The 23,134-nt window shown below is 71.7% G+C and carries 6 protein-coding genes; all 6 read right to left on the bottom strand.

The annotated features are described in order from the left end of the window. Positions 1–137: 137 nt before the first annotated feature. The 6 genes from AVL59_RS10940 to AVL59_RS10915 all read right to left on the bottom strand — a co-directional run bounded on the left by AVL59_RS10940 (position 138) and on the right by AVL59_RS10915 (position 23,096). Entirely contained in the window at positions 138–3,368 is a 3,231-nt protein-coding gene (locus AVL59_RS10940; protein WP_079146635.1) for a non-ribosomal peptide synthetase, read from the bottom strand. A 96-nt stretch (positions 3,369–3,464) separates the two neighbouring features. Next, entirely contained in the window at positions 3,465–6,584 is a 3,120-nt protein-coding gene (locus AVL59_RS10935; RefSeq protein ID WP_067302148.1) for a type I polyketide synthase, read from the bottom strand. Between the two features lies 1 nt (position 6,585). Continuing rightward, positions 6,586–20,652, bottom strand: a complete 14,067-nt coding sequence (locus tag AVL59_RS10930) for a type I polyketide synthase (protein ID WP_067317133.1) — start codon at positions 20,650–20,652, stop codon at positions 6,586–6,588. Between the two features lie 193 nt (positions 20,653–20,845). Continuing rightward, positions 20,846–21,583, bottom strand: coding sequence for a thioesterase II family protein (locus AVL59_RS10925; protein WP_067302145.1), 738 nt, complete (start codon positions 21,581–21,583; stop codon positions 20,846–20,848). Next, entirely contained in the window at positions 21,580–22,830 is a 1,251-nt protein-coding gene (locus AVL59_RS10920) for a cytochrome P450 (protein WP_067302143.1), read from the bottom strand. The genes AVL59_RS10925 and AVL59_RS10920 overlap by 4 nt, the downstream gene beginning before the upstream one ends. After that, entirely contained in the window at positions 22,827–23,096 is a 270-nt protein-coding gene (locus AVL59_RS10915; RefSeq protein ID WP_067302140.1) for a phosphopantetheine-binding protein, read from the bottom strand. Before AVL59_RS10915 ends, AVL59_RS10920 begins: the two co-directional genes overlap by 4 nt. Positions 23,097–23,134 lie beyond the last annotated feature (38 nt).

Raw genomic sequence — 23,134 nt, 5'->3', positions numbered from 1 at the left:
AGCCGGCCAGGGGCCCGGCTCGGTGTGTTCGTGTGCGCGGAGGGTGGGCCGCAGCGGAGCGACACCCCGGTCGGCCAGGTCGACCGGGGTGTCTGGCGGTATGGATCTCGCCTCTGCCGAAGATGACGGCGGAACACCTACAGAGCTTCGCCTTCCTTCGTCCTCCTGCGCAGAGTCGGCCTGCTGGACCGGGCGAGCTCCTTCCACGAGTCGGACAGCCCGGCGATGGTGCGCGCCGCGAACAACGTGCGGATGGGCACCTCTTGGTTCAGCTCCGCCCGGATCAGGCCGGTCAGTCTGATCGCCCGCAGCGAGTTGCCGCCGTGGTCGAAGAAGTCGTCGTCGATCCCCACCCGGTCCAGCTCGAGCACGTCGGCGAACGCCTCGGCCAGCACCCGCTCGGTGTGGTCGCGCGGTGCCCGGTACTTGTCGTCATCGAACGTGGGCTCCGGCAGCGAATACCGGTCCACCCTTCCGCCGGCGGTCAGCGGCAGGCGTTCCATCACCACGAACACCGACGGGACCATGAACTCCGGCAGCCGCCCCGCGGCGAACCGGCGCAGTTCGTCACCCGCAACGGTCCGGCCGCCCACCGGAACCACATAGGCCACAAGGCGCTGCTGCCCGGAGGTGTCCTCGCTGACGACCACCACCGACCGTGCAAGGCTGGTGTGTTCGGACAGCGCTTCCTCGACCTCGGCCAGTTCGACCCGGGTACCACGTACGTCGGCCCGGGCGCCGGCCCGGCCCACGTACTCGAGGAGGCCGTCGGTACTCCACCGCACCCGGTCTCCGGTCCGGTACATGCGCGCGCCGGCCGGACCGAACGGGCAGGGTACGAACCGCTCCGCGGTCGGCCCGGGTCGCCCGGGGCAGCCACGCGTCACGCCGGGCCCGGCCACGTACAGCTCTCCGGCCACGCCCACGGGGACCGGCGCCAGCCCCGGCCCCAGCACGTAGAGGGCCGTGTGGTCCATCGGGCGGCCGACCGCGCCCGCGTGGTGCACCGGTTCGTCCGCGGCCATGCGGTGGGACGCGGCGAACACGGTTGTTTCCGTCGGGCCGTGGCCGGTGACGACCGTCAGCTCGGGGCAGGCCTCCCGCACCCGTCGCACCGCGGCCGCGGACACACGCTCACCACCGGTCCACACCTCGCGCAACCCGGCCAGACGCTCGGGGCGTTCTGCCGCGATCGCCGAGAACAGGCCCGCGGGCAGCCACACCGTGGAGATCTCGTGCGCCGCTCGCACCTCGGTCAGCGCGTCGATGTCCAGCTCCCCCGGAGGGGCCACGACCACGCGGCCGCCGTTCAGCAAAGGCACCCACACTTCGAGGGGAAGCGCGTCGGAGGTGTGCGGCGCATGCCACAGCACGGTGTCTCGGCCGCCTTCCCGCCAGCGGCGGTCCAGGGCGAACCGCTCCATGTTCCGGTGCGTCACGGCGACTCCTGTGGCCGCACCGGTCGGTCCGGAGCCGTACATCACGGCCAGCAGGCCGTCCTGACGCGACGGGAGCGGAACCTCCGTCGCAGCGTCGCTGTCGGCGGCGGTGTCCGGGCGGATGTCGTCGAACAGGATCGCCGGCACATCCAGATCGCCGGAGAGCGCTTCGGCTGTCGCCATATCGGTGAGCAACGCGCGCACCGAGGCGTCGCGGGCCACCGGCGCGATCCGCGCCGCCGGGAACGTCGGGTCGACCGGCAGGTAGGCTCCGCCCGCCTTCACCACACCCAGCAGAGCGACGACCAGGTCGACCGATCGGGGCAGCGCCACCGCCACGACCGTCTCGGGTCCGACCTGCCGCTGTCGCAGTGCCCCGGCCAGGCGGCTGGAGCGCTCGTCCAGTTCCCGGTACGAGACCGCCGAGTCCCCGGACACCACCGCGACGGCGTCGGGAGCCCGGTCCACCTGGCGGGCGAACAGCTCCGGAACCCTCAGCCCCGGCACCGGCACATTCGTGTCGTTCGGCGCCGTGAGCACCCGGTCCCGCTCGGCACCGCTCACCACGTCCAGCGCGCCGACCGGTTGTTCGTCGGCGGCCACCACGGCGCGGATGTGCGCGATCAGGTCCTCGCCGATGAAACGGAGCTCCGCGCGGGAGTACAGGCTCGCGGGGGCGTCGAGCCGGATGAACAGGTCGCTGTCGGCGGTTCCGTCGGTGTAGACGCCGATCGCGAGTTCTTCGAAGGTCCCGGTCGTCCCGCCGAGGAAGTGCGCCGGGCTGTCGGCGAAGCGGAGGCGTTCCGCGAACTCGACGACGTTGACGACGGCGCCGAAACTGCCGCGATCGTTGAGGACGGTTCCGCTCGCGCGCTGGATTTCCGAGTAGTGGCAGGCCGCGTGATCGAAGATCTCGTACGTCTCGTCGCCGATCGCGTCGGCGATCTCGGTGAAGGTCGCACCGAGCGGAACCTTCACCCGCACCGGCACCACGTTCACCGCCAGACCGGGCGTCCTGCTCGCCGCCCCGACCCGATTGGCCACGGCCAGCGAGAGGAGGAACTCCGGACGGTCGCAGCGGTGCCGGAGGAACACGGCCGCGGCCGCGGTCAGCATCGACGACATCCACACGCCCATGGACTTCGCGGCCTCGGTCCACGCCTGCGCATCGGCGTGCGGAACGGTCAGCGTGCGGCTCACCATGCCGATGGGCTCGGTCAACTCCCCCCAGCGGTCGGCGCTGCCCATCGGTTCGGAGAGCGCGGACCGCATCGCGTCGGACAGGGCGACACGCGGAATCCGGGCGGGGGCGGGCGCGTCCGCCAGGTAGTCGCGCCAGAACTCCGTGTCCTCGGCGAACTGCTCGGAGGCGCTGTACTGCGCCGCCTCGGTCGCGAACGACTCGGCATCCCACGGGTGCGGCAGCTCCGGTACGTCCGCACCCCGCGACAGCGCCGTGTACACCTCGGCCAGGCGCCGCGACAGCAGGCCGGCCGCGCCGAACCCGTCCGATATGAGGTGGTGGTAGATGATCACCAGCACGGAGCGGGCCGCCGCGAGTCTGACCACGCCCAGCCGGAACAGCAGGTCCCGCTCCAGGTCGAACGGCTGCCGCACCATGTCGGCCAGCGCTTCGCGCGCCGCCTGCTCCGGATCGTCCTCGGCGCCGGTGTCCAGGAAGAACGGCCGCCAGTCGCCCAGTTCCCTGGGCACGAGGCGCAGCCCGTCGCCGTCGTCGACGAAGGTGACGCGCAGCACTTCCGCCTCGCCCATCACATGCAGGAACGCGGATTCCATGACGGCCGCGTCCAGCTCACCGTCCACGTTCCACAGGGTGAGCGCATGGTTCAGTGTGTCGGGGAACATTTCCTGCGCCCGCCACAACCCTTTGTGCGCAGACGACGCACCGAACGAACGCACAGAGATCATCCTCTCAGGAAAGCCGGAACGAGCCTGGTCGCCGGCGGACTCGCGGTCCGTCGGCTGGGCGGTGTGCGGGGCCCAGGCGCCCCGTACACCGTGGGTTCACCGCCGGTCGCGACCGGCCATCGAGGTCTTGAGGTACCCGGCGACCCGCCTCGGTGTCGGGTGCCGCAGCACCAGGTTCGGCCTCAGCTTGAGTCCGGTCGTCGTGGCCAGGCCCTTGCTCAGCTGCACCGAGAGCAGCGAGTCGAATCCGATGTCCTTGAATTCCTGGTCGGGGTCGACGGCCTCGCTGGAGGGGTGTCCGAGCACGACGGCGACCTTCGTGAGGACGTGGTCAAGGACAAGTGCCGTCGCCTCGTCGTCGGAGAGGTCGGCGATCAGGTCCGGCAGGGCGACGGGATCGTCGTCAGCCGCGGGCGGCTCCAGCGCGGACACCTCCGCCGTCACCCCCGTGTGCACGGAGTTCAGCCAGTAGCGCTGCCGCTGGAACGCGTACGTCGGAAGATCCACCCGTCGACGCGTCCCGAACAGAACGTCCCAGTCCACGGACCCGCCCTGGACGTGGAGCCCGGCCAGCGAGCCGAGCACGGCCTCCACCTCCCCGCGATCCCGCCGCGACGACGACAGGACCACCGCGTCGTCCACGTCCTCGACGATCTCCTGCACCGGGACGGTCAGCACGGGGTGCGGACTCATCTCGATGAACACCCGGAAACCGTCGTCGGCCAGCCGTCGGACGGACGTTTCGAAGACGACTTTCTCGCGCAGGTTGGTATACCAGTAGTCGCCGTTCAGCTGCGCGGTGTCGATGACCTCGCCGTACAGGGTCGAGTAGAAGGGCAGCGTCGACGTCTTCGGGCTCATGTCGGACAGCGGGCCGAGCACCTGGTCACGGACCCGGGCCACGTGATGTGAATGGGACGCGTAGTCGACCTTTATTCGCCGGGCCTGAGCGCCTTCGGCCTTCATCTTCTCGACGAATTCGTCGAGGGCGTCGGGTTCCCCGGACACCACCACCGAGCGGGGTCCGTTGACGACGGCGATGCTCACTCGGTCGCTCCACGGAGCGAGACGTTCCGCCACGACATCCGCGGACTCCGCGACCGACGCCATCCCGCCGTGACCGATCAGATCCACCAGAGCCTTGCTGCGGAGCGCCACGACTTTGGCGGCGTCGCGCAGTGACAGGGCGCCGCAGACGTGGGCTGCGGCTATCTCGCCCTGGCTGTGCCCCACGACCGCGGCCGGTTCCACACCCCAGGACCGCCACAGGGCGGCCATGGACACCATCACGGAGAACAACGCCGGCTGCACCACGTCCACCCGGTCCAGCGTCGGTGCCCCCTCCACGCCGCGCACCACGTCGAGCAGCGACCAGTCGACCCACTCGGCCAAGGCGGCCGCGCACGCGTCGAGGCTCTGCGCGAAGACGGGGAAGGTGTCGTACAACTGACGGCCCATACCGACCCACTGCGAACCCTGTCCCGGGAACATGAAGACCGTACCGCCGAGCTCCCGGGCCGTGCCGCGCACCACCGCGGCGGACTCCTCGCCGGCAGCGAGCGCCGTCAGGCCGCTCAACAGCTCGTCCCGGTCGTGTCCCAGGACCACCGCGCGGTGCCCGAACCGGGTCCGGCTCGACGTCAACGACCAGCCGACATCGGCGACATCGAGACCCGGGTCGGCGACGGCGAATTCGCGCAGCTTACGCGCCTGCTGTTGCACGGCCGCCGCGCTCTTGCCGGACAGCGCCCACGGCACGAGGCCGCCGACGACGCCCGAGTCCGGATCGCCCTCGTCCGCCTGTTCCTGCCGCGGGGCCTCTTCCAGGATGACGTGTGCGTTGGTGCCGCTGACGCCGAACGACGACACCGCGGCCCGCCGCGGGCCGCCCGCCCGGGTCCACTCACGCCCCTCCAGCAGCAGTTCGAGCGCACCGGATGACCAGTCCACGTGGCGTGAGGGCTGATCCACGTGCAGGGTCTTCGGCAGGTACCGGTGGCGCATGGCCATCACGGCCTTGATCACCCCGCCGACCCCGGCGGCGGCCATGGAGTGACCGATGTTCGACTTCAGCGACCCCAACCGGAGCGGCCTGCCCTCGGCCCGTCCCTGTCCGTAGGTCGCCAGCAGAGCGCCTGCCTCGATGGGATCCCCCAGCGTGGTTCCGGTGCCGTGGGCTTCGAGCAGGTCCACCTCGGCGGCCGAGACCCCCGCGTTCGCCAGAGCCTTGCGGATCACCTTCTCCTGGGCACGGCCGTTGGGAGCGGTCAGCCCGTTGCTGGCCCCGTCCTGGTTCACCGCGGAACCGCGCAGGACGGCCAGCACCGGGTGGCCGTTGCGGCGGGCGTCGGACAGCCGCTCCAGGAGCAGCACCCCCACGCCCTCGGCCCAGCCGGTCCCGTCGGCCGCGTCCGCGAAGGACCTGCACCGGCCGTCGGCGGACAGACCGCGCTGCCGGGAGAACTCCACGAAGAGCGCGGGCGTCGCCATCACCGCCGCCCCACCCGCGAGCGCGAGCGAGCTCTCCCCCGAGCGCAGTGACTGCATCGCCAGGTGCACGGCCACCAGCGAAGACGAGCACGCCGTGTCCACGCTCACCGCCGGTCCGGTCAGGCCGAATTCGTAGGCCACTCGGCCGGAGGCGATGCTCAGCACGCTGCCTTGCAGCAGGTAGCCCTCCAGGTCGTGCCCGCTCGCCTCCACGAAACGCGTCCCGTACTCGGCGGAGCTCACGCCGGAGAAGACCCCGACGTCGGCCCCGCGCACATCGGCGGGCACGATGCCCGCCCGCTCGAAGACCTCCCATGACGTCTCAAGCAGCAAGCGCTGCTGCGGATCGACCGCCAGCGCCTCACGCGGACTGATGCCGAAGAACCCCGCGTCGAAGGCGGCCGCGTCCGTCAGGAACCCTCCGTGCCGCGTGTACGAGCTGCCGAGCGTGTCGGGATCCGGGTCGAAGATGTCCCGCCACCCGCGGTCCTGCGGGAACTCGCCCACTACGTCCAGGCCGTCGCGGACGACATTCCACAGCTCCTCGGGCGATGACACGCCCCCCGGGTAGCGGCAGGCCATGGCCACCACGGCGATCGGCTCGCCGCGCCCGGCTTTCAGGGCGTCGTTCTCCTGGCGGAGGCGGTCGCGCTCCTCCAGCAGCGTGCGGAGCGCCCGTTGGACCCGGTCCGCGCCGTCCGCTGTGCGATCCGCGGAGTTGGTCATGTCACTCACCCTTCTCATCCAGAACAAGGTCGACGAGTGCGTCCAGGTCCAAGTCCGCCAGCTCGTCCGCGCCGGTGTCCGTGTCCGCCGCCTGGCCGTCGGCGTTCGGCTGAGACGGGTCGGCGCACGCCAGGACCAGCTCCAAGATGCCCGCGCTCCGCAGCCTTTCGATCGGGACGGTCCGCAGCACTTCCCGGATCCCCGCGTCCTCGGCCGAGCCGGTGTCCGCTGCCGGACGCAGCAGGTCGTGCAGGTGCCGCCCCAGTTCACGTGGGGTCGGGTAGCTGAAGACGAGGGTGGCTGCCAGGCTCAGTCCGGTCGAGGACGCCAGACGGTTGCGCAGCTCGACCGCGGTCAGCGAGTCGAAACCGAGGTCCTTGAACGCCTTGTCGAGACTGATGGTGTCGGACGTGTCGTGGCCCAGGACGAGGGCGACGTGGGTGCGGACGAGGGTGGCGAGGGTGTCCTCGGCCTCCTCTGGTGACAGGTGGGCCAGGCGATCGCGGAGGGTGGCGCCGTCGGTCGCCGTGGCCACGGTGGCCTTGCGGACGGGAGCGCGCACCAGGCCCTGGAGGACGGCGGGAAGAGTGCCGGTCTCCAAGTGGGGACGGAGCAGGGCTGGGGCGATCTTGGCGGGGACCAGGCAGGCGGCGCCCGTGGCACGGGCCGCCTCGAACAACGCCACCCCTTCCTCCGCCGTGATGGGCTTGATCCCGAGGCGAGCCATCCGGGTCAGGTCCACGTCGTCCAGGTGGCCGGTCATGCCGCTGCTGTCGGACCACAGTCCCCAGGCCAGGGAGGTGGCGGGCAGCCCGTCGGCGCGACGGCGTTCGGCCAGCGCGTCGAGGAAGACGTTCGCCGCGGCGTAGTTGCCCTGGCCCGGCGTGCCCAGAACGCCCGCCGCGGAGGAGAAGAGGACGAACTCGGTGAGGTCGCTCTCGCGGGTGAGCTCGTGCAGGTGCCAGGCGGCGTCGACCTTCGGGCGGAAGACGCGCTCGACGCGTTCCGCCGTCAGGGAGGTGATGGTGCCGTCGTCGAGGACGCCGGCGGTGTGCACGACGGCGGTGAGGGGGTGTTCGTCGGGGACGGCCGCGAGGAGCGCGGCGAGGGCGCCGCGGTCGGCGGTGTCGCAGGCGACGACGGTCACCTTCACACCCAGTTCGGTCAGTTCGGCGGCGAGTTCGCGCGCGCCCGGAGCGTCCGGGCCGCGTCGGCTGGTCAACAGCAGATGGCCGGCCTGCCGAGCCGTCGCGTAATGGCGGGCGAACAGTGTGCCGAGGGTGCCCGTGCCGCCGGTGATCAGCACCGTGCCGCCCGCGGCGGGCTCCGGTACGGCGGTGTCGTCGGGCTGCACCTCCCGTACGAGCCGGGGGACGTACAGCCGCTGATCGCCGTCACGCACGGCCACCTGCGGTTCGCCGCTTCCCAACGCCGCGCGGAACGACTCGGATGCGATGGCCTTCTCGTCCGCCAGGTCGATCAGGGTGAAGCGGCCCGGATTCTCGGCCTCAGCCGTACGGATCAGGCCCCAGACAGCGGCGTCCGCGGGGCTGGGCGACTCGGTGTCGGCATGGACCGCGACGGCTCGCCTGGTGACGAACACGAGCCGGCTGCCGGCCAGCCGCTCCTCGGCCAACCACTCCTGGACCAGGTCCAAGGCGTACTGGACGGCCTCGCGCGCGGGGCCGGGGACGTCCTCGCCCGAGTGGGAACGCTCCAGCAGGCCAGTCGCGATGACCAGGTCCGGGAGGAGAGCGGTGTCGTCCGCCAGCAGCGGTGCCAGCTTCTCGTGGCGCTCGACCGCGACATCGCCGGGCAGCGATGTGACCAGTGCCTCGGGAACGGCGGCTCCCAGGAACGCCACACGGCCGGTCTTGAGCTCCTCCGTGACGGACGCGGGGGTCCAGGCCAGGCGGAACAGGTGGTCGTCTCCTCCCGCCGCAACGGCCTTCGCCAACTGCTCGGTGGTGATGGGCCGCAGGGCCAGCGATGCCGCTTCGGCGACCGGCTGCCCGGTGGGATCGGCGAGCCTGACGCGCAGCGTCCCCGCGTCAGCAGGGCTGATCTGGACGCGCAGGGCCCGGGCGCCCACGGCGTGCAGCTGGACGTTCGACCAGGCGAACGGCAGCAGCACCTGGTCCGAGTCCTGCTCGGGGCCGGCGCCGACGATCGGGTGGAGCGCGGCGTCGAAGAGCGCGGGGTGGATGCCGTAGTGGTCGGCGGCGGTGGCGTTGTCGGTGTCGTCGGAGAGGGTGACTTCGGCGTAGAGGGCGCCGCCCTGGCGCCAGACGGCGGTCAGGCCCTGGAAGGTGGTGCCGTAGCGGTAGCCGCGGTCGGCGAGATGGTCGTAGAGAGTGCCGGCGGGCACGGGAGTGGCGCCGGCCGGCGGCCAGGCCGCGAGTTCCGCCCACTCGGCCGGGTCCGGCGCGCCGGACGGCTGGGGGGCGAGAGTGCCGTTGGCGTGGCGGGTCCAGGGCAGGTCGGGGGTGGCGTCGTCGGGTCGGGAGTGGATGGTGAGGGCCCGGTGGCCGTCGCCGTCGGATGCGGCCACGTGCACCTGCAGGTGGAGGCCGCCGGTGGCCGGGAGGGTGAGGGGGGCTTCGAGGGTGAGGTCTTCCAGGTGGGGGGTGTCGGTGGCCTGACCGGCGTGGAGGGCCAGTTCGACGAACGCGGTGCCGGGCAGGAGGGACGTGTCGTGGACGGCGTGGTCGGCCAGCCAGGGATGGCTGCGCAGCGACAGGTGCCCTGTGAACACGTGTCCGTCGCCGTCCGCGAGGGCGACGGCGGCACCGAGCAGGCCGTGGTCGGCGGCGTGCAGGCCGAGGGTGTGGGGATCGGTCGCGGTGGTGGTCTGCTGGATCCAGTAGTGCTGGTGCTGGAAGGGGTAGGTGGGCAGGTCGAGGTGGGTGGGCCGGGTGGCGGGGAAGAAGCCCGACCAGTCGACGGGGGCGGTGGTGTGGGTGTGGGCGGTGGCGAGCGCGGTCAGCACGCGCTGCCAGGTGTCGTCGTCGCGGCGCAGGGTGCCGGTGACGGCGACCTCGCCGGCGCCCGTGTGGTCCTCGACGGTCTCCTGGAGGGGGTGGGTGAGTACCGGGTGGGGGCTGACCTCGACGAACAGGGTGTGCCCGTCGTCCAGCAGGGCGCGGGCGGCCGCCTCGAAGGCCACGGTGGTGCGCAGGTTCTCGTACCAGTACGCCGCACCCATCGCCGTCGTGTCGCTCATCGCGCCCTTGGCGTGGTCGCCCACCGTCGAGTAGAACGCCACCTCCGCCTCCCGCGGGCGCACCGGAGCCAGCAGCTCCAGCAGTTCGTCGTGGAGCGCCTCGACGTGCGGGGAGTGGGAGGCGTAGTCCACCGGGATCTTCCGGGCCCGGATGTCCTCGCCCTCGCAGTGGGTGACGATCTCCGCCAGCGCGTCGGCGTCACCGGCAACCACGGTGGCCGACGGCCCGTTGACCGCGGCCACGACCACCCGCTCCTCCCACCGGGCGATGAGTTCCTCGGCGTCCGCCACGGCAAGGGGCAGGGAGACCATCCCGCCGTCGCCCGCGATGTGGGTGATGGCCCGGGAGCGCAAGGCCACGATGCGAGCGGAGTCCTCCAGCGACAGCACACCGGCGATGTGCGCCGCGGCGATCTCACCCTGGGAGTGGCCCACTACGGCGTCCGGGGTGATGCCCAGGTGCTCCCACAGCCGGGCCAAGGAGATCATCATGGCCCACAGCGCAGGCTGGATGACGTCGACGCGGTCGAGATCTGGGGCGCCCTGCGTCTGGTCGAGGACGTCGATGAGACTCCAGCCGGTGTGCGGCTCAAGCGCCGCCGCGCACGCCGTGAGGTGCTCCGCGAACACCGGCGAGGTGCGCATCAGCTCCACACCCATACCGGCCCACTGCGAGCCCTGCCCGGGAAAGACGAAGACCGTCCTGCCCGGCTGCGCCGCCACCGTGCCGGTGACCACCCGGGCGGAGGGCTCACCAGCGGCCAGCGCGGTCAACGCGCCTCGGTGGTCGGCCAGTTCACGGCCGATCAACACCGCCCGGTGATCGAACACCGAACGGCTGGCCGCCAGCGTGTGGCCGACCTCGGCGGGGGTCACCCCAGGGTGACGGTCGAGGTGGTCGAGGAGACGTCGCGCCTGCTCTGCCAGCGCGGCTTCCGACTTCGCCGACACCAGCCACGGCACCGTCCCGTCCGTGACCACCTCCGGCTCCGGCACACCCTCACGGGTGACGCCGGTGTCCTCCGGAGCCTGCTCGACGATGAGATGGGCGTTGGTGCCGCTGATACCGAAGGAGGAGACCGCCGCGCGGCGCGGGCGTCCCGGGTCCGGCCAGGACCGCTCCTCGGTGAGCAGCTCCACCGCGCCCGCGGGCCAGTCGACGTGCGGGGTCGGCTCGTCCACGTTCAGTGTGCGGGGCAGTACCCCGTGCCGCAGGGCCATCACCATCTTGATCACACCGGAGACGCCGGCGGCCGCCATGCTGTGGCCGATGTTCGACTTCAGCGAACCCAGCCACAGCGGCCGGTCCTCGGGCCGGTTCTGACCGTAGGTGGCGATCAGCGCCTGCGCCTCGATCGGGTCACCCAGCTTGGTACCCGTGCCGTGCGCCTCGACCACGTCGACCTCGTCCGGGGTGAGCCGGGCGTTGGCCAGGGCCTGGCGGATGACGCGCTCCTGGGAAGGCCCGTTGGGGGCGGTCAGGCCGTTGCTCGCGCCGTCCTGGTTGACCGCCGAGCCGCGCACGACCGCCAGCACCTGATGGCCGTTCTTCCGCGCGTCGGAGAGCCGCTCCAGGAGGAGGATTCCGACGCCCTCACTCCAGCCCGTGCCGTCGGCGGAGGCCGCGAACGACTTGATCCGGCCGTCGGGCGCGAGAGCGCGCTGCCTGCTGAACTCGGTGAGCACTCCCGGAGTGGCCATCACGGCCACGCCGCCGGCCACCGCGAGGGTGCACTCCCCCTGGCGCAGCGCATGCGCCGCCTGGTGCAGCGCCACCAGGGACGACGAACACGCCGTGTCGATGGTGAGGGCCGGGCCCTCAAGACCGAGGAAGTAGGCGAGGCGGCCGGAGAGCACACTGGTCGTATTGCCGGTCAGCAGCAGGCCGTCCAGTCCCTCGGTGGCATCGTGCAGGTGAGGGCCGTACTCCTGGGGCATGGCGCCCACGAACACGCCCGTCCGGCTGCCGTGCACCGACTCCGGGCGGATGCCCGCACGCTCGAACGCCTCCCAGGTGGTCTCCAGGAGCAGCCGCTGCTGCGGGTCCATGGCCAGCGCCTCGCGGGGCGCGATACCGAAGAAGTCGGCGTCGAACTCGCCCGCGTCGTAGAGGAAGCCCGCCTCACGGACATAGCTCTTGCCCCGCCGGTCGGGGTCGGGGTCGTAGAGCCCGTCGACGTCCCAGCCGCGGTCGGTCGGCAGCCCCGAGATCCCGTGGCTGCCGGACGCGACCAGCTCCCACAGCTCCTCGGGGGAGGTGACGCCGCCGGGAAGCCGGCATCCCATGCCCACGATGGCCACGGGCTCGTCCAGCGCGGCGGCCGTGACCACGGGTGCGGCGGCGGGCGTCGCCTCGCCGAGCAGTTCGCCGCGCAGGTGGCGGGCCATCGTGGCGGGCGTCGGATGGTCGAAGACCGCTGTCGCCGGCAGGCGCAGGCCGAAGGCCGCGCTCAGGCGGTTGCGCAGCTCCACCGACGACAGCGAGTCGAAGCCGATGTCCTTGAACCTGCTGTCCGGCCGGACCGCCTCCGGCGTCGCGTGCCCCAGCACGGTCGCGGTGTGGGCGCGCACCGCCTCCATGAGCTCGCGCTCCGCGTCGGCCGCGGACATCCCGGCGAACCGCTGTCCGCCCGTGGCGCCGCCCGCCGAACCGGCCGCGGCGGTACGCCGGGCGGCACGGGGACGCACCAGGGCGCCGAGTACCGCGGGCAGCGGCCCGTTCCCGTCCTTAGCGAGCCGCGTGGTGTCCAGGCGTGCGGGAACGAGCGTGGGCTCGCCCAGGGCGAGGGCCGTGTCGAACAGGGCGAGCCCCTCGTCCGACCGCAGGGGCACCAGGCCCGCGCGGGCCATCCGGGCCAGGTCCGCCTGGTCCAGATCCCCCGTCAGCTCGCTGCGTTCGTCCCAGAAGCCCCAGGCCAGCGACGTGGCGGGAAGTCCCTGGGCCCGGCGGAGTGCGGCCAGCGCGTCGAGGTAGACATTCGCCGCCGCGTAGTTGCCCTGCCCCGCGCCGCCGAGCGCGCCCATCACCGAGGAGAACAGGACGAACGCCCTCAGGTCCCGGCCCTGGGTGAGCCGGTGCAGGTGCCATGCCGCGTCCGCCTTGGGCCGCAGCACCGCGTCCATCCGCTCGGGCGTCAGCGCGGAGACCAGGCCGTCGTCCAGCACACCCGCCGTGTGCACGACCGCGGTCAGCGGGTGCTCGGCCGGTATCGCCTCCAGCAGGCCGGACAGCGCCTCGGGGTCGGAGACGTCGCACGCCACCGCCGTGGCCGTCGCCCCGAGCCCGGCCAGCCGCTCCACCAGCTCGGCGGCGCCCTCCGCGCCGGGCCCCCGCCGGCTGACCAGCAGCAGCCGCCGCACCCCGTACTCGGTCACCAGGTGCCGGGCGAAGCGCCCGCCCAGCGTGCCGGTGCCGCCGGTGATCAGCACCGTGCCCTCCGGATCCCACACGGACGGCATGGTCGCGTCCGGCCGCCCCACCGCCCGCTCCCGCGGAGGTGTCGGCGCGCCGTCGGCCGCGGACCCGGCCCGGACGAGCCGAGGCACCAGGACCTCTCCCCCGCGCACCGCGAACTGCGGCTCACCGCAGGCGAGCGCGGCGGGCAGGGCGCGGAGGGAACGCTCGTCCTCATCGACGTCGACGAGGACGAAACGGTCCGGGTTCTCCGTCTGCGCGGTGCGCAGCAGGCCCCACACCGGTGCGGAGGCGAGGTCCGGCTGCTCCGCGTCGTCGGCCGCCACCGCGCCACGGGTGACCACCGCCAGCCGTGTGCCGGCGAACCGCTCGTCGGCGAGCCACGACCGCACCAGGGACAGCGCCTTGAACAGCTCGACGCGGGCGGCGGCAGGATCGCCGGAGGCGGCGCCTTCCCCGGGCAGGTGGCAGAACAGGACGAGTTCGGGCCGGGAGTCGTCGAAAGTGTCTGCGGAGTCGGTGGTGGCGAGTTCCTCGAACTCGCCGGTGAGCGCGGTCAGGTCTGCGTAGCGACGCATCTGTGCGGCGTCCAGAACGGTGCCGAGCCCCAGTCCGTCGTCGCCCACCAGCGCCCACGGGCCGACCGGGGTCCCGTCGGCAACCCGCACCGCCCGGCTCACCCATTCCATGCGGAACAGCGCGTCGTGGTGCCCGTCCCGGGCCCCGCCCAGCTTCGCGGGGTCAGCGGGACGCATCATCAAGGAACCGACCGACGCGACAGGCGCGCCCTCGGTGTCGGCGACCTCCAGCACGAGGGCGTCGTGGCCCGCCGGGGCCAGCCGCACCCGCACGTTCGTGGCGTCGGTCGCGTGCAGCCGCACGTCGGACCACACGAACGGCAGCCTCGGCGGCTCCGGTTCCCACCCGGCCACCGGGTCCGGGACGAGCCCGGCGTGCAGGGCCGCGTCCAGCAGCGCGGGATGGATGCCGAAGGCGGCCACTTCGGCGTGCCGCTCCTGCGGCAGCACCACCTCGGCGTACACCTCGTCGCCCCGCTTCCACACCGTCCGCACCCCCTGGAATGCGGGGCCGTACTGATAGCCGAGGACGGCCAGTGACGGGTACAGCTCATCGGTCTCCACCGGCACCGCCCCGGCCGGCGGCCACACCCGGGGATCCCATGAGGACGGCGCCGGGCCACTGGTGGCGAGCACGCCGGTGGCATGGCAGGTCCAGGGCACACCTGTCCCCTGGCCGTCGGGCCGGGAGTACACGCTCACGGAACGCCGTCCGGTGTCGTCGAGCTCACCGGCCTCCACGCGCAGCTGGACGCCACCGGTCGCCGGCAGGACGAGCGGTGCCTGCAGGGCGAGTTCCTCAAGGTGGTCAACGCCCACCTCGTCACCCGCGCGGAGCGCCATCTCGACGAAGGCCGTGCCGGGCAGCAGAACGGTGCCGGAGATCGTGTGGTCGGCCAGCCAGCCGTGCGTCTGCAACGACAACCGACCGGTCAGCACGGTGACATCCGTGCCCGCCAGCTCCACCGCCGCACCGAGCAGCGGGTGTTCGACCCCCACCTGTCCGGCCGCGGCCGCGTCCCCCGCGCTCTCGGGCCGCTCCAGCCAGTAACGCTGGTGCTGGAAGGGGTAGGTGGGCAGGTCGAGGTGGGTGGGCCGGGTGGCGGGGAAGAAGTCCGACCAGCCGACGGGGGTGGTGGTGTGGGTGTGGGCGGTGGCGAGCGCGGTCAGCACGCGCTGCCAGGTGCCGTCGTCGCGGCGCAGGGTGCCGGTGACCAGGGTCCGCTCGCCCGTCGGGTGGTCTTCCGCGGTTTCCTGGAGGGGGTGGGTGAGGACGGGGTGGGGACTGACCTCGATGAACAGCGTGTGCCCGTCGTCCAGCAGCGCGCTGGTGGCGGCCTGGAAGTGCACGGCGGTGGCCAGATTGTCGTACCAGTACTCGGCGTCCATCACCGTCGTATCGGCCATCGGCCCGCCCAGATGACCGGCCACCGTGGAATAGAACGCGACAGTGGCCGCGCGCGCCTCGACAGAAGCGAGGGTGTCCAGCAACTGCTCACGCAGCGGGTGCACATGCGACGTGTGAGAGGCGTAGTCGATCGGGACACGCCGGGCCCGAAGACCCTCGCTCTCACAGTGAGCCAGCAGCTCCTCGACCGCGGCGATGTCACCGGCGACCACGGTGGCCGACGGCCCGTTGACCGTGGCCACGACCAACCGCCCCTCCCACCGGCCGATCAGCTCGGAGGCACCGGCCGAAGGGAGAGGCAAAGACACCATGCCACTGCGGCCCGCGATCTGAACCAGAGCCTGCGAACGCAACGCCACGATGCGCGCGGAGTCCTCCAACGACAGCACACCGGCGATGTGCGCGGCGGCGATCTCACCCTGCGAATGACCCACCACCGCATCCGGAGTGATCCCCAGGTGCTCCCACAACCGCGCCAGGGAAATCATCACCGCCCACAGAGCGGGCTGGATGACCGCATCGCCCTCAAGGGCGGGAGCGCCCTGCTCCTGGGCCAGAACATCAACCAGGTTCCAGCCGGTGTGCGGCTCCAGTGCCGCCGCGCAGGCGGTCAGGTGCTCGGCGAACACCGGCGAGGTCCGCATCAGCTCCACACCCATACCGGCCCACTGCGAGCCCTGCCCGGGAAAGACGAAGACCGTCCTGCCCGGCTGCGCCGCAGCCGTACCGGCGACCACTCGGGCCGAGGGCTCACCAGCGGCCAGCGCCGTCAACGCACCCCGGAAATCATCCGGTTCACGGCCGACCAGCACCGCCCGGTGATCGAACACGGAGCGGCTCGCCGCCAGCGCGTGACCGATCTCGACGGGCGTCGCCTCCGGGTGACGATCCAGATGGTCCAGCAGCCGCCGCGCCTGCTCCTCCAGCGCCGCCCGCGACTTCGCCGACACCAGCCACGGCACCGTCCCGTCCGTCACCACCACCGGCTCCGGCACACCCTCACCGGCGGCACCCTCGCCCTCCGGAGCCTGCTCGACGATGAGATGGGCGTTGGTGCCGCTGATACCGAACGACGAAATGGCGGCCCGTCGCGGGTGGTCGCTCTCCGGCCAGGTCCGGTTCTCGGTGAGGAGTTCCACCGCTCCTTCGGCCCAGTCCACGTGCGAGGACGGCTGGTCCACATGGAGGGTCTGGGGCAGGACGCCGTGACGCATGGCCATGACCATCTTGATGACGCCGCCCACGCCCGCCGCGGCCTGGGAGTGGCCGATGTTCGACTTCAGCGAGCCCAGCCACAGCGGCCGGTCCTCGGGCCGGTCCTTGCCGTAGGTGGCGATCAGCGCCTGCGCCTCGATCGGGTCGCCGAGGGCGGTCCCGGTCCCGTGGGCCTCGACGACGTCGACCTCTTGCGCCGACAGGCCCGCGCCGGCCAGGGCCTGGCGTATCACGCGCTCCTGCGAGGGCCCGTTGGGGGCGGTCAGGCCGTTGCTCGCGCCGTCCTGGTTGATCGCCGAGCCGCGTACGACCGCCAGCACCTGATGGCCGTTCCTCCGCGCGTCGGAGAGGCGTTCCAGCAGCAGCAGGCCCACGCCCTCCGCCCAGGCCGTGCCGTCCGCCGCCTCGGCGAACGCCTTGCACCGCCCGTCCGCCGCAAGCCCGCGCTGCCGGCTGAACTCCACGAACATGCCCGGCGTGGCCATGACGGCGACGCCGCCCGCCAGGGCCAGCGAGCACTCGCCGTTGCGCAGCGCCTGGGCCGCCATGTGCATCGAGACCAACGAGGAGGAGCAGGCGGTGTCCACCGTCACGGCCGGGCCCTGCAGACCGAGGGTGTACGAGATGCGGCCCGAGGCGACGCTCGCGGTGTTGCCCGTCAAGAGGTACCCGTCGAACCCGGCGACGCCGTCGTGCAGGTGGGGGCCGTACTCCTGGGTCATGGCGCCGACGAACACGCCGGTCTGGCTGCCGCGCAGCGCGGCCGGGTCGATGCCCGCCTGCTCGATCGCCTCCCAGGAGGTCTCCAGGAGCAGCCGCTGCTGCGGGTCCATCGCCGTCGCCTCGCGCGGGCCGATCCCGAAGAACGCGGGGTCGAACGCCGCCGCTTCGGACAGGAATCCGCCCTTGGTGACATACGACGTACCGGGTCGGTCCGGGTCGGGATCGAGGAGCTTCTCGGTGTCCCAGCCGCGGTCGGCGGGGAAGTCGGTGATGGCGTCGACGCCCTCGCTGACGAGGCGCCAAAGGTCCTCGGGGGCGCGGACGTCTCCTGGATAACGGCAGGCCATGCCCACGATCGCGATCGGTTCGTCCGCGCTGGCGGCGGCGAGCGGGGAGCCGTGGGCGATGCTGCCGGACTCCTCGGAGCCCAGGAGTTCGGTCCGGAGATAGCGGGCGACGGCGGTGGGGGTCGGGTGGTTGAAGAGCAGCGTCGTCGGCAACTTCAGGCCGGTGAGGGCACTCAGGCGGTTCCGCAGTTCGACGGAGGCGAAGGAGTCGAAACCGAAGTCCTTGAACGTGCGGTCGCCGTCCACCGTCTCCGAGGTGACACGTCCGGTGATGGCCGCGACCTCGGCACGGATCCGGTCGGTGAGGATCTGTTCCCGCTGGGTCCGGGAAGCCTTCCTGAGGCGGTCGAGGAGCGGCGACGACGCGCCGGACTCGGCAGGGGGAGCCGTGTCCTCGGGCCGGTCGGCGACCACGTCGGCGACCACATCGACGGACGCGTCGGAATCGGCGTCGGCAACGCCGTCCGTCGGCAGGTCGATCCAGTGACGTCGCCGTTGGAAGGGGTAGGTGGGCAGGTCGAGGTGGGTGGGCCGGGTGGCGGGGAAGAAGCCCGACCAGTCGACGGGGGCGATGGTGTGGGTGTGGACGGTGGCGAGGGAGGTCAGCACGCGCTGCCAGGTGCCGTCGTCCCGGCGCAGGGTGCCGGTGACGACGACCTCGCCACCGCTCGCGTGATCCTCGACGGTCTCCTGCAGGGGGTGGGTGAGGACGGGGTGGGGGCTGGCCTCGATGAACAGCGTGTGCCCGTCGTCCAGCAGAGCGCTGGTGGCGGCCTGGAAGTGCACGGCGGTGGCCAGATTGTCGTACCAGTACCGGGCGTCCATCACCGTGGCATCGGCCATCGGCCCGCCCAGATGACCGGCGACAGTGGAATAGAACGCGATGCTCGCCTCTCGCGGCTCGATCGGCGCCAGGACATCCAGCAATCGGTCGCGAAGAGGGTGCACGTGAGACGTGTGAGAGGCGTAGTCGATCGGGACACGACGAGCCCGGAAGCCCTCCTTCTCGCAATGAGCTCGCAGTTCCTCGACCGCGTCCGTATCACCGGCCACCACCGTGGCCGACGGCCCATTGACCGTGGCGACGACCAGCCGCCCCTCCCACCGTCCGATCAGCTCCGAAGCATCGGCCAAAGGCAGCGGCAGGGAAACCATGCCGCCGTGCCCCGCGATCTGGACGAGAGCCTGCGAACGCAACGCCACGATGCGCGCGGAGTCCTCCAGCGACAGCACGCCGGCGATGTGCGCGGCGGCGATCTCACCCTGGGAGTGCCCCACCACCGCGTCCGGAGTGATCCCCAGGTGCTCCCACAGCCGCGCCAGGGAGATCATCACCGCCCACAGCGCGGGCTGGATGACATCGTCGCCCTCAAGCGCGGGGGCACCCTGCGCCTGGGCCAGGACGTCGATGAGGTTCCAGCCGGTGTACGGCTCCAGCGCCGCCGCACAGGCGGTCAGGTGTTCGGCGAAGACAGGGCTGGACGCCATGAGCTCCACGCCCATACCGACCCACTGCGACCCCTGCCCCGGGAAGACGAACACCGTCTTGCCGGGTCGGGCGGCCACCGCACCCGTAACCACCTGCGCGGAAGGCTCCCCCTCGGCCAGCGCGCTCAACGCGCCCCGGAAGTCGGCCGGTTCACGGCCGACCACCACCGCCCGGTGATCGAACACCGACCGGCCCACCGCCAGCGCATGACCGACTTCAGCGGGCGTTTCCCGCGGGTGCCGGTCCAGGTGGTCAAGGAGCCGCCGCGCCTGCTCCTCCAGCGCCGCCCGCGACTTCGCCGACACCAGCCACGGCACCGTCCCGTCCGTCACGACGGCCGGTCCGTCCTGCACGGACGCACAGTCGTCGACCGTCCACTCACGCAGTACGACGTGACAGTTGGTACCGCCCATGCCGAAGGAGCTGGTGCCGGCGATCAGTGGGCGGTCGGGCCGGGGCCAGGAGGTGAGGTCCTGCTGAACACGCAGGCGGAGTTCGTCGAAGGCGATGTCGGGGTTGGGTGTCTCGAAGTTGAGGCTGGGCGGCAGCTCGCGGTGCCAGATGCTGAGGATGGTCTTGAGCAGGCCGACGATGCCCGCCGCGCCCTCCAGATGGCCGACGTTGGTCTTCGCGGACCCCACGTGCAGCGGGGCGTCGGCGGGGCGCCCGGTGCCGAGTGCGGCGCCCAGGGCGGCCGCCTCGATGGGGTCGCCCACGCGCGTGCCGGTGCCGTGGAGCTCGACGTACTGGACGTCCTCGGGACGGGTTCCGGCGCGGTCGTGCGCGCGGCGGATGACCTCCTCCTGGGCGCGTGCGCTGGGCACCGTGAGGCCGGGCGTGGCGCCGTCGTTGTTGACGGCGCTGCCCTCGATCACGCAGTAGATCCGGTCGCCGTCCGCCACCGCCCGGGACAGGGTCTTGAGCGCCAGGTAGGCGCCGCCTTCGCCGCGGACGTAGCCGTTGGCCCGGGCGTCGAAGGTCTTGCACAGTCCGTCCGGTGACAGGCCGCCGAACTTGGTCGAGCCGATGGTGCTCTCGGGGACGATCGTGAGGTTGACTCCGCCCGCGAGCGCGAGCGTGCACTCTCCGGCGCGGAGGCTCTCCGCGGCCAGGTGCACGGACACCAGCGACGAGGACTGGGCCGCGTCGACGGCGAGGCTGGGGCCGTTGAGGCCGAGCGTGTAGGAAAGGCGGTTGGCGATGATGCTGCGGTGGAGTCCGGTCACGGAGTGGCGGTCGATGCGCCGGGTGCCGTGCTTGTAGAGCCGGACCGCGTAGTCGTCCCAGATGGCGCCGACGAAGACGCCCGTGCGGGTCCCCGCGAGGTGCTCGGGGACGATGCCGGCGTCCTCCAGCGCCTCCCAGCCGAGTTCCAGCATCAGACGCTGCTGAGGGTCCATCATCGCGGCCTCGTTCGGGGCGATCCCGAAGAAGTCGGCGTCGAAACCGGCGATGTCGTCCAGGAAGCCGCCGCGCGTGGTGGTGACCTTGCCGGGAGCCGTGACGTCCGCCGCGAGCAGCCGGTGCGCGTCCCAGCGGTCGGCCGGCACGTCGGTGATGCCGCTCCTGCCGTCGCGCAGCAGTTCCCAGAAGGCGAGGGGATTGCGGGCCTTGGGCAGACGGCACGACATACCCACGACGGCGATGGGCTCGCGCGCGGACTCCTCCAGCTCGTGCGCCCCCTCGCGCGGCGTCCGCTCGTCACCGACGGCGCGTCGCGCGTAGGACCGGAAGTTCTCGACGTCCCCCACCAGGGCCTCCCCCAACAATTGCTCTGAAGAACAGGTGTAGCCACGGCTATCCGCGGTCGATCAATTCGTGAAGGTCGTTGTCACTGCGGCCTTCCAGGCCGGCTTCCGCCTTTCACCGCCAGGAGGTCAACCGCTTCAGGAGCTCGTCCGGCGCGTTCATGAAGTCGTAGTGGCCGCCGTCGACCACCCGGATGTCGACCGAATCCGAGTACCGACGCCACCCCTCGAGCTCGTCAAGGCTCACGTCGGGGTCGTCCTGCCAGTTCAGCACGACGATGGGGCACCGCACCGCGACCGGCTCCGTCCGACGGTAAGCACGCGCGGCGTCGAGATCACGGAGCAGCACGACCATGCCCAGATCGATCATGTCCGGCCGCGGTTCGATCCCCCGGCCACGGAGGAACGACTCCAACTCGGCGCGCAACTCGGGCTCGGTCATGCTGAGCATCCGGTCGCTCGCGGCGTCGTGCGGTGCGGGCTGGCCCGACACGAAGAGGCACTGCGGCCCCGGCAGGCCCAGTTCGGCGAGCCGGACCACGGTCTCGAACGCGGGCAGCGCGCCCGCGCAGTGCCCGAAGAACGCGAACGGCCGGTCGAGCCGCGGCACCAGGATTTCGACCAGGTCGGCGGCGAGGTTCTCGTAGGTGCCGTAGTGGGGGTGGGCAAGGCGGTTCTCGCGGCCGGGGAACTGCACCGGGCAGACCTCGACGTCGTCGATCGCGGCCGGCCAGGCGCTGAAGGCCGAGGCCCCGGACCCGGAGAACGGGAAGCAGAAGAGCCGGGCGGGGTGCTCGGCGGACGGCGGCCGGACGAACCACGGCGACGTGGCGGTGGTGGAGCCGGATGTCATGGCGTCTTTCGTTTCTGGGCGACGATGGGCAGGTGGGTCATCCCGGCGATGAAGTACGACCGCAGGTGCTGCGGTTCGCCGTCGAGCTCGACCGAGCCGAATCGCTGGAGCAGTTCTTCGAAGAAGACGCGCAGGGTCAGCCGGGCCAGCGGCGCCCCGATGCAGAAGTGCGACCCGAACCCGAAGGCGACCTGGCGCTTCGCGCCGTCCCGTGTGATGTCGAAGACATGCGGATCGGGGAACTGGGACTCGTCCCGGTTCGCCGACCCGATCCACGCGACGACCGCCCCACGGGCCGGGATCGTGCCTGCGCCGATCTGGACGTCGTCCACCGCGTACCGCATGAAGTTACAAGCGGCCGACGTCCAGCGCAGCCCTTCCTCGACCAGGTTCGGGATCAGCGACGGGTCGGCCTGCGCCTTCTCGAACTGCTCGGGCCGCTCGATGAGGGCCTGCACCGTACCCGAGACGGTGTGCGGCGTCGTCACGTTGGCGCCCAGCAGAATGCTGTAGCCGTCGAGGGCGATCTCCTCGTCGGTCAGCGGCGCGCCTCCCGGGCGGACGCTCATGAGGTGGTGGAGCAGGCTGTCGTCCTCGCCTCCGGCCGCCCGCCGCGTCTTGACCCACTCCTTGACGTAGGAGACGAGCTCGTGGTGGGCGATGGCCAGGGTCGCGGCTTCGCTGCCCTGCTGGAAGTGCTGGTCCGAGGGAGCCGTCACCATCGCGGTCAGCTGGACGAGTTCCTCCCAGTCCTTCTCCGGGATCCCGAGGAGCGGGCCCGTGACCATCGCCGGGAGGAGCAACGCCTTCTCGGCCAGGTCGAAGGTGCCACCGTCGAGCGCCGGTTCGAGGAAGCGCACGATCGACCGCCGGATCGAGTCCTCCCAGGACTTCACCGCCCGCGCGGTGAGCTTGGCGCCGAGCGGCCTGCGGACCTCGGTGTGCCGCGGCGGGTCGGTGGACGTCAGCAGCACGCCGGCCGCGACGTCGTCCGTCCCCAGGTGGGTGGGTACCGTGCCGCGCTCCGACGTGAACTCCCGGTGGTCGCCGAGCACCCGGCAGACATCGTCGTAGCGGGTCACCGACCAGAACTCCCGCCCGTCCGGAAGGACTTGGTGATGCAAAGGAGCCTTCGCCCGCATCGCGTCCCAGATCGGATGCGGGTCACCCGAGGTGTAGAGGTCCAGGTCGAACAGGTCGACGCGGTCGAGGTCGATGTCGCGCGCGGGACCCGGCGTCAACCTCACGTCCGCGCCCTTCCCCGCTCGATCAACTCGGCGACCCGGGCCGGGGTCTGCGCCAGGTAGAAGTCGCGCACGGACAGTTCGACGCCGTAGTCCTGGGCCACCCGATCGATGATCTTGATGCCGATCAGCGAATTGCCGCCGAGCTCAAAGAAGTCGTCGTCCGCTCCGACCTCACGAGAGTCGAGGTATTCCCCCCACAGCGCCGAGACCTCTTGTACGAACGACTCCGACGCACCCGCAGGCGCGGCTTCTGATTCTGACTGCATTGCCAGCCTTTCCTTTCTCCGCTTCTCCGCCGAACGGG

This window comes from Streptomyces griseochromogenes, assembly GCF_001542625.1.
GTDB classification, from domain to species: Bacteria; Actinomycetota; Actinomycetes; order Streptomycetales; family Streptomycetaceae; genus Streptomyces; species Streptomyces griseochromogenes.
Note: the sequence above shows the minus strand (reverse complement) of the source record. Positions and strands in the feature narration are given on the sequence as shown.

Coding starts and splice junctions, on each gene's coding strand:
- AVL59_RS10940 (WP_079146635.1), bottom strand. CDS start 3,368: ATGATCTCTGTGCGTTCGTTCGGTGCGTCGTCTGCGCACAAAGGGTTG.
- AVL59_RS10935 (WP_067302148.1), bottom strand. CDS start 6,584: ATGACCAACTCCGCGGATCGCACAGCGGACGGCGCGGACCGGGTCCAA.
- AVL59_RS10925 (WP_067302145.1), bottom strand. CDS start 21,583: ATGACATCCGGCTCCACCACCGCCACGTCGCCGTGGTTCGTCCGGCCG.
- AVL59_RS10915 (WP_067302140.1), bottom strand. CDS start 23,096: ATGCAGTCAGAATCAGAAGCCGCGCCTGCGGGTGCGTCGGAGTCGTTC.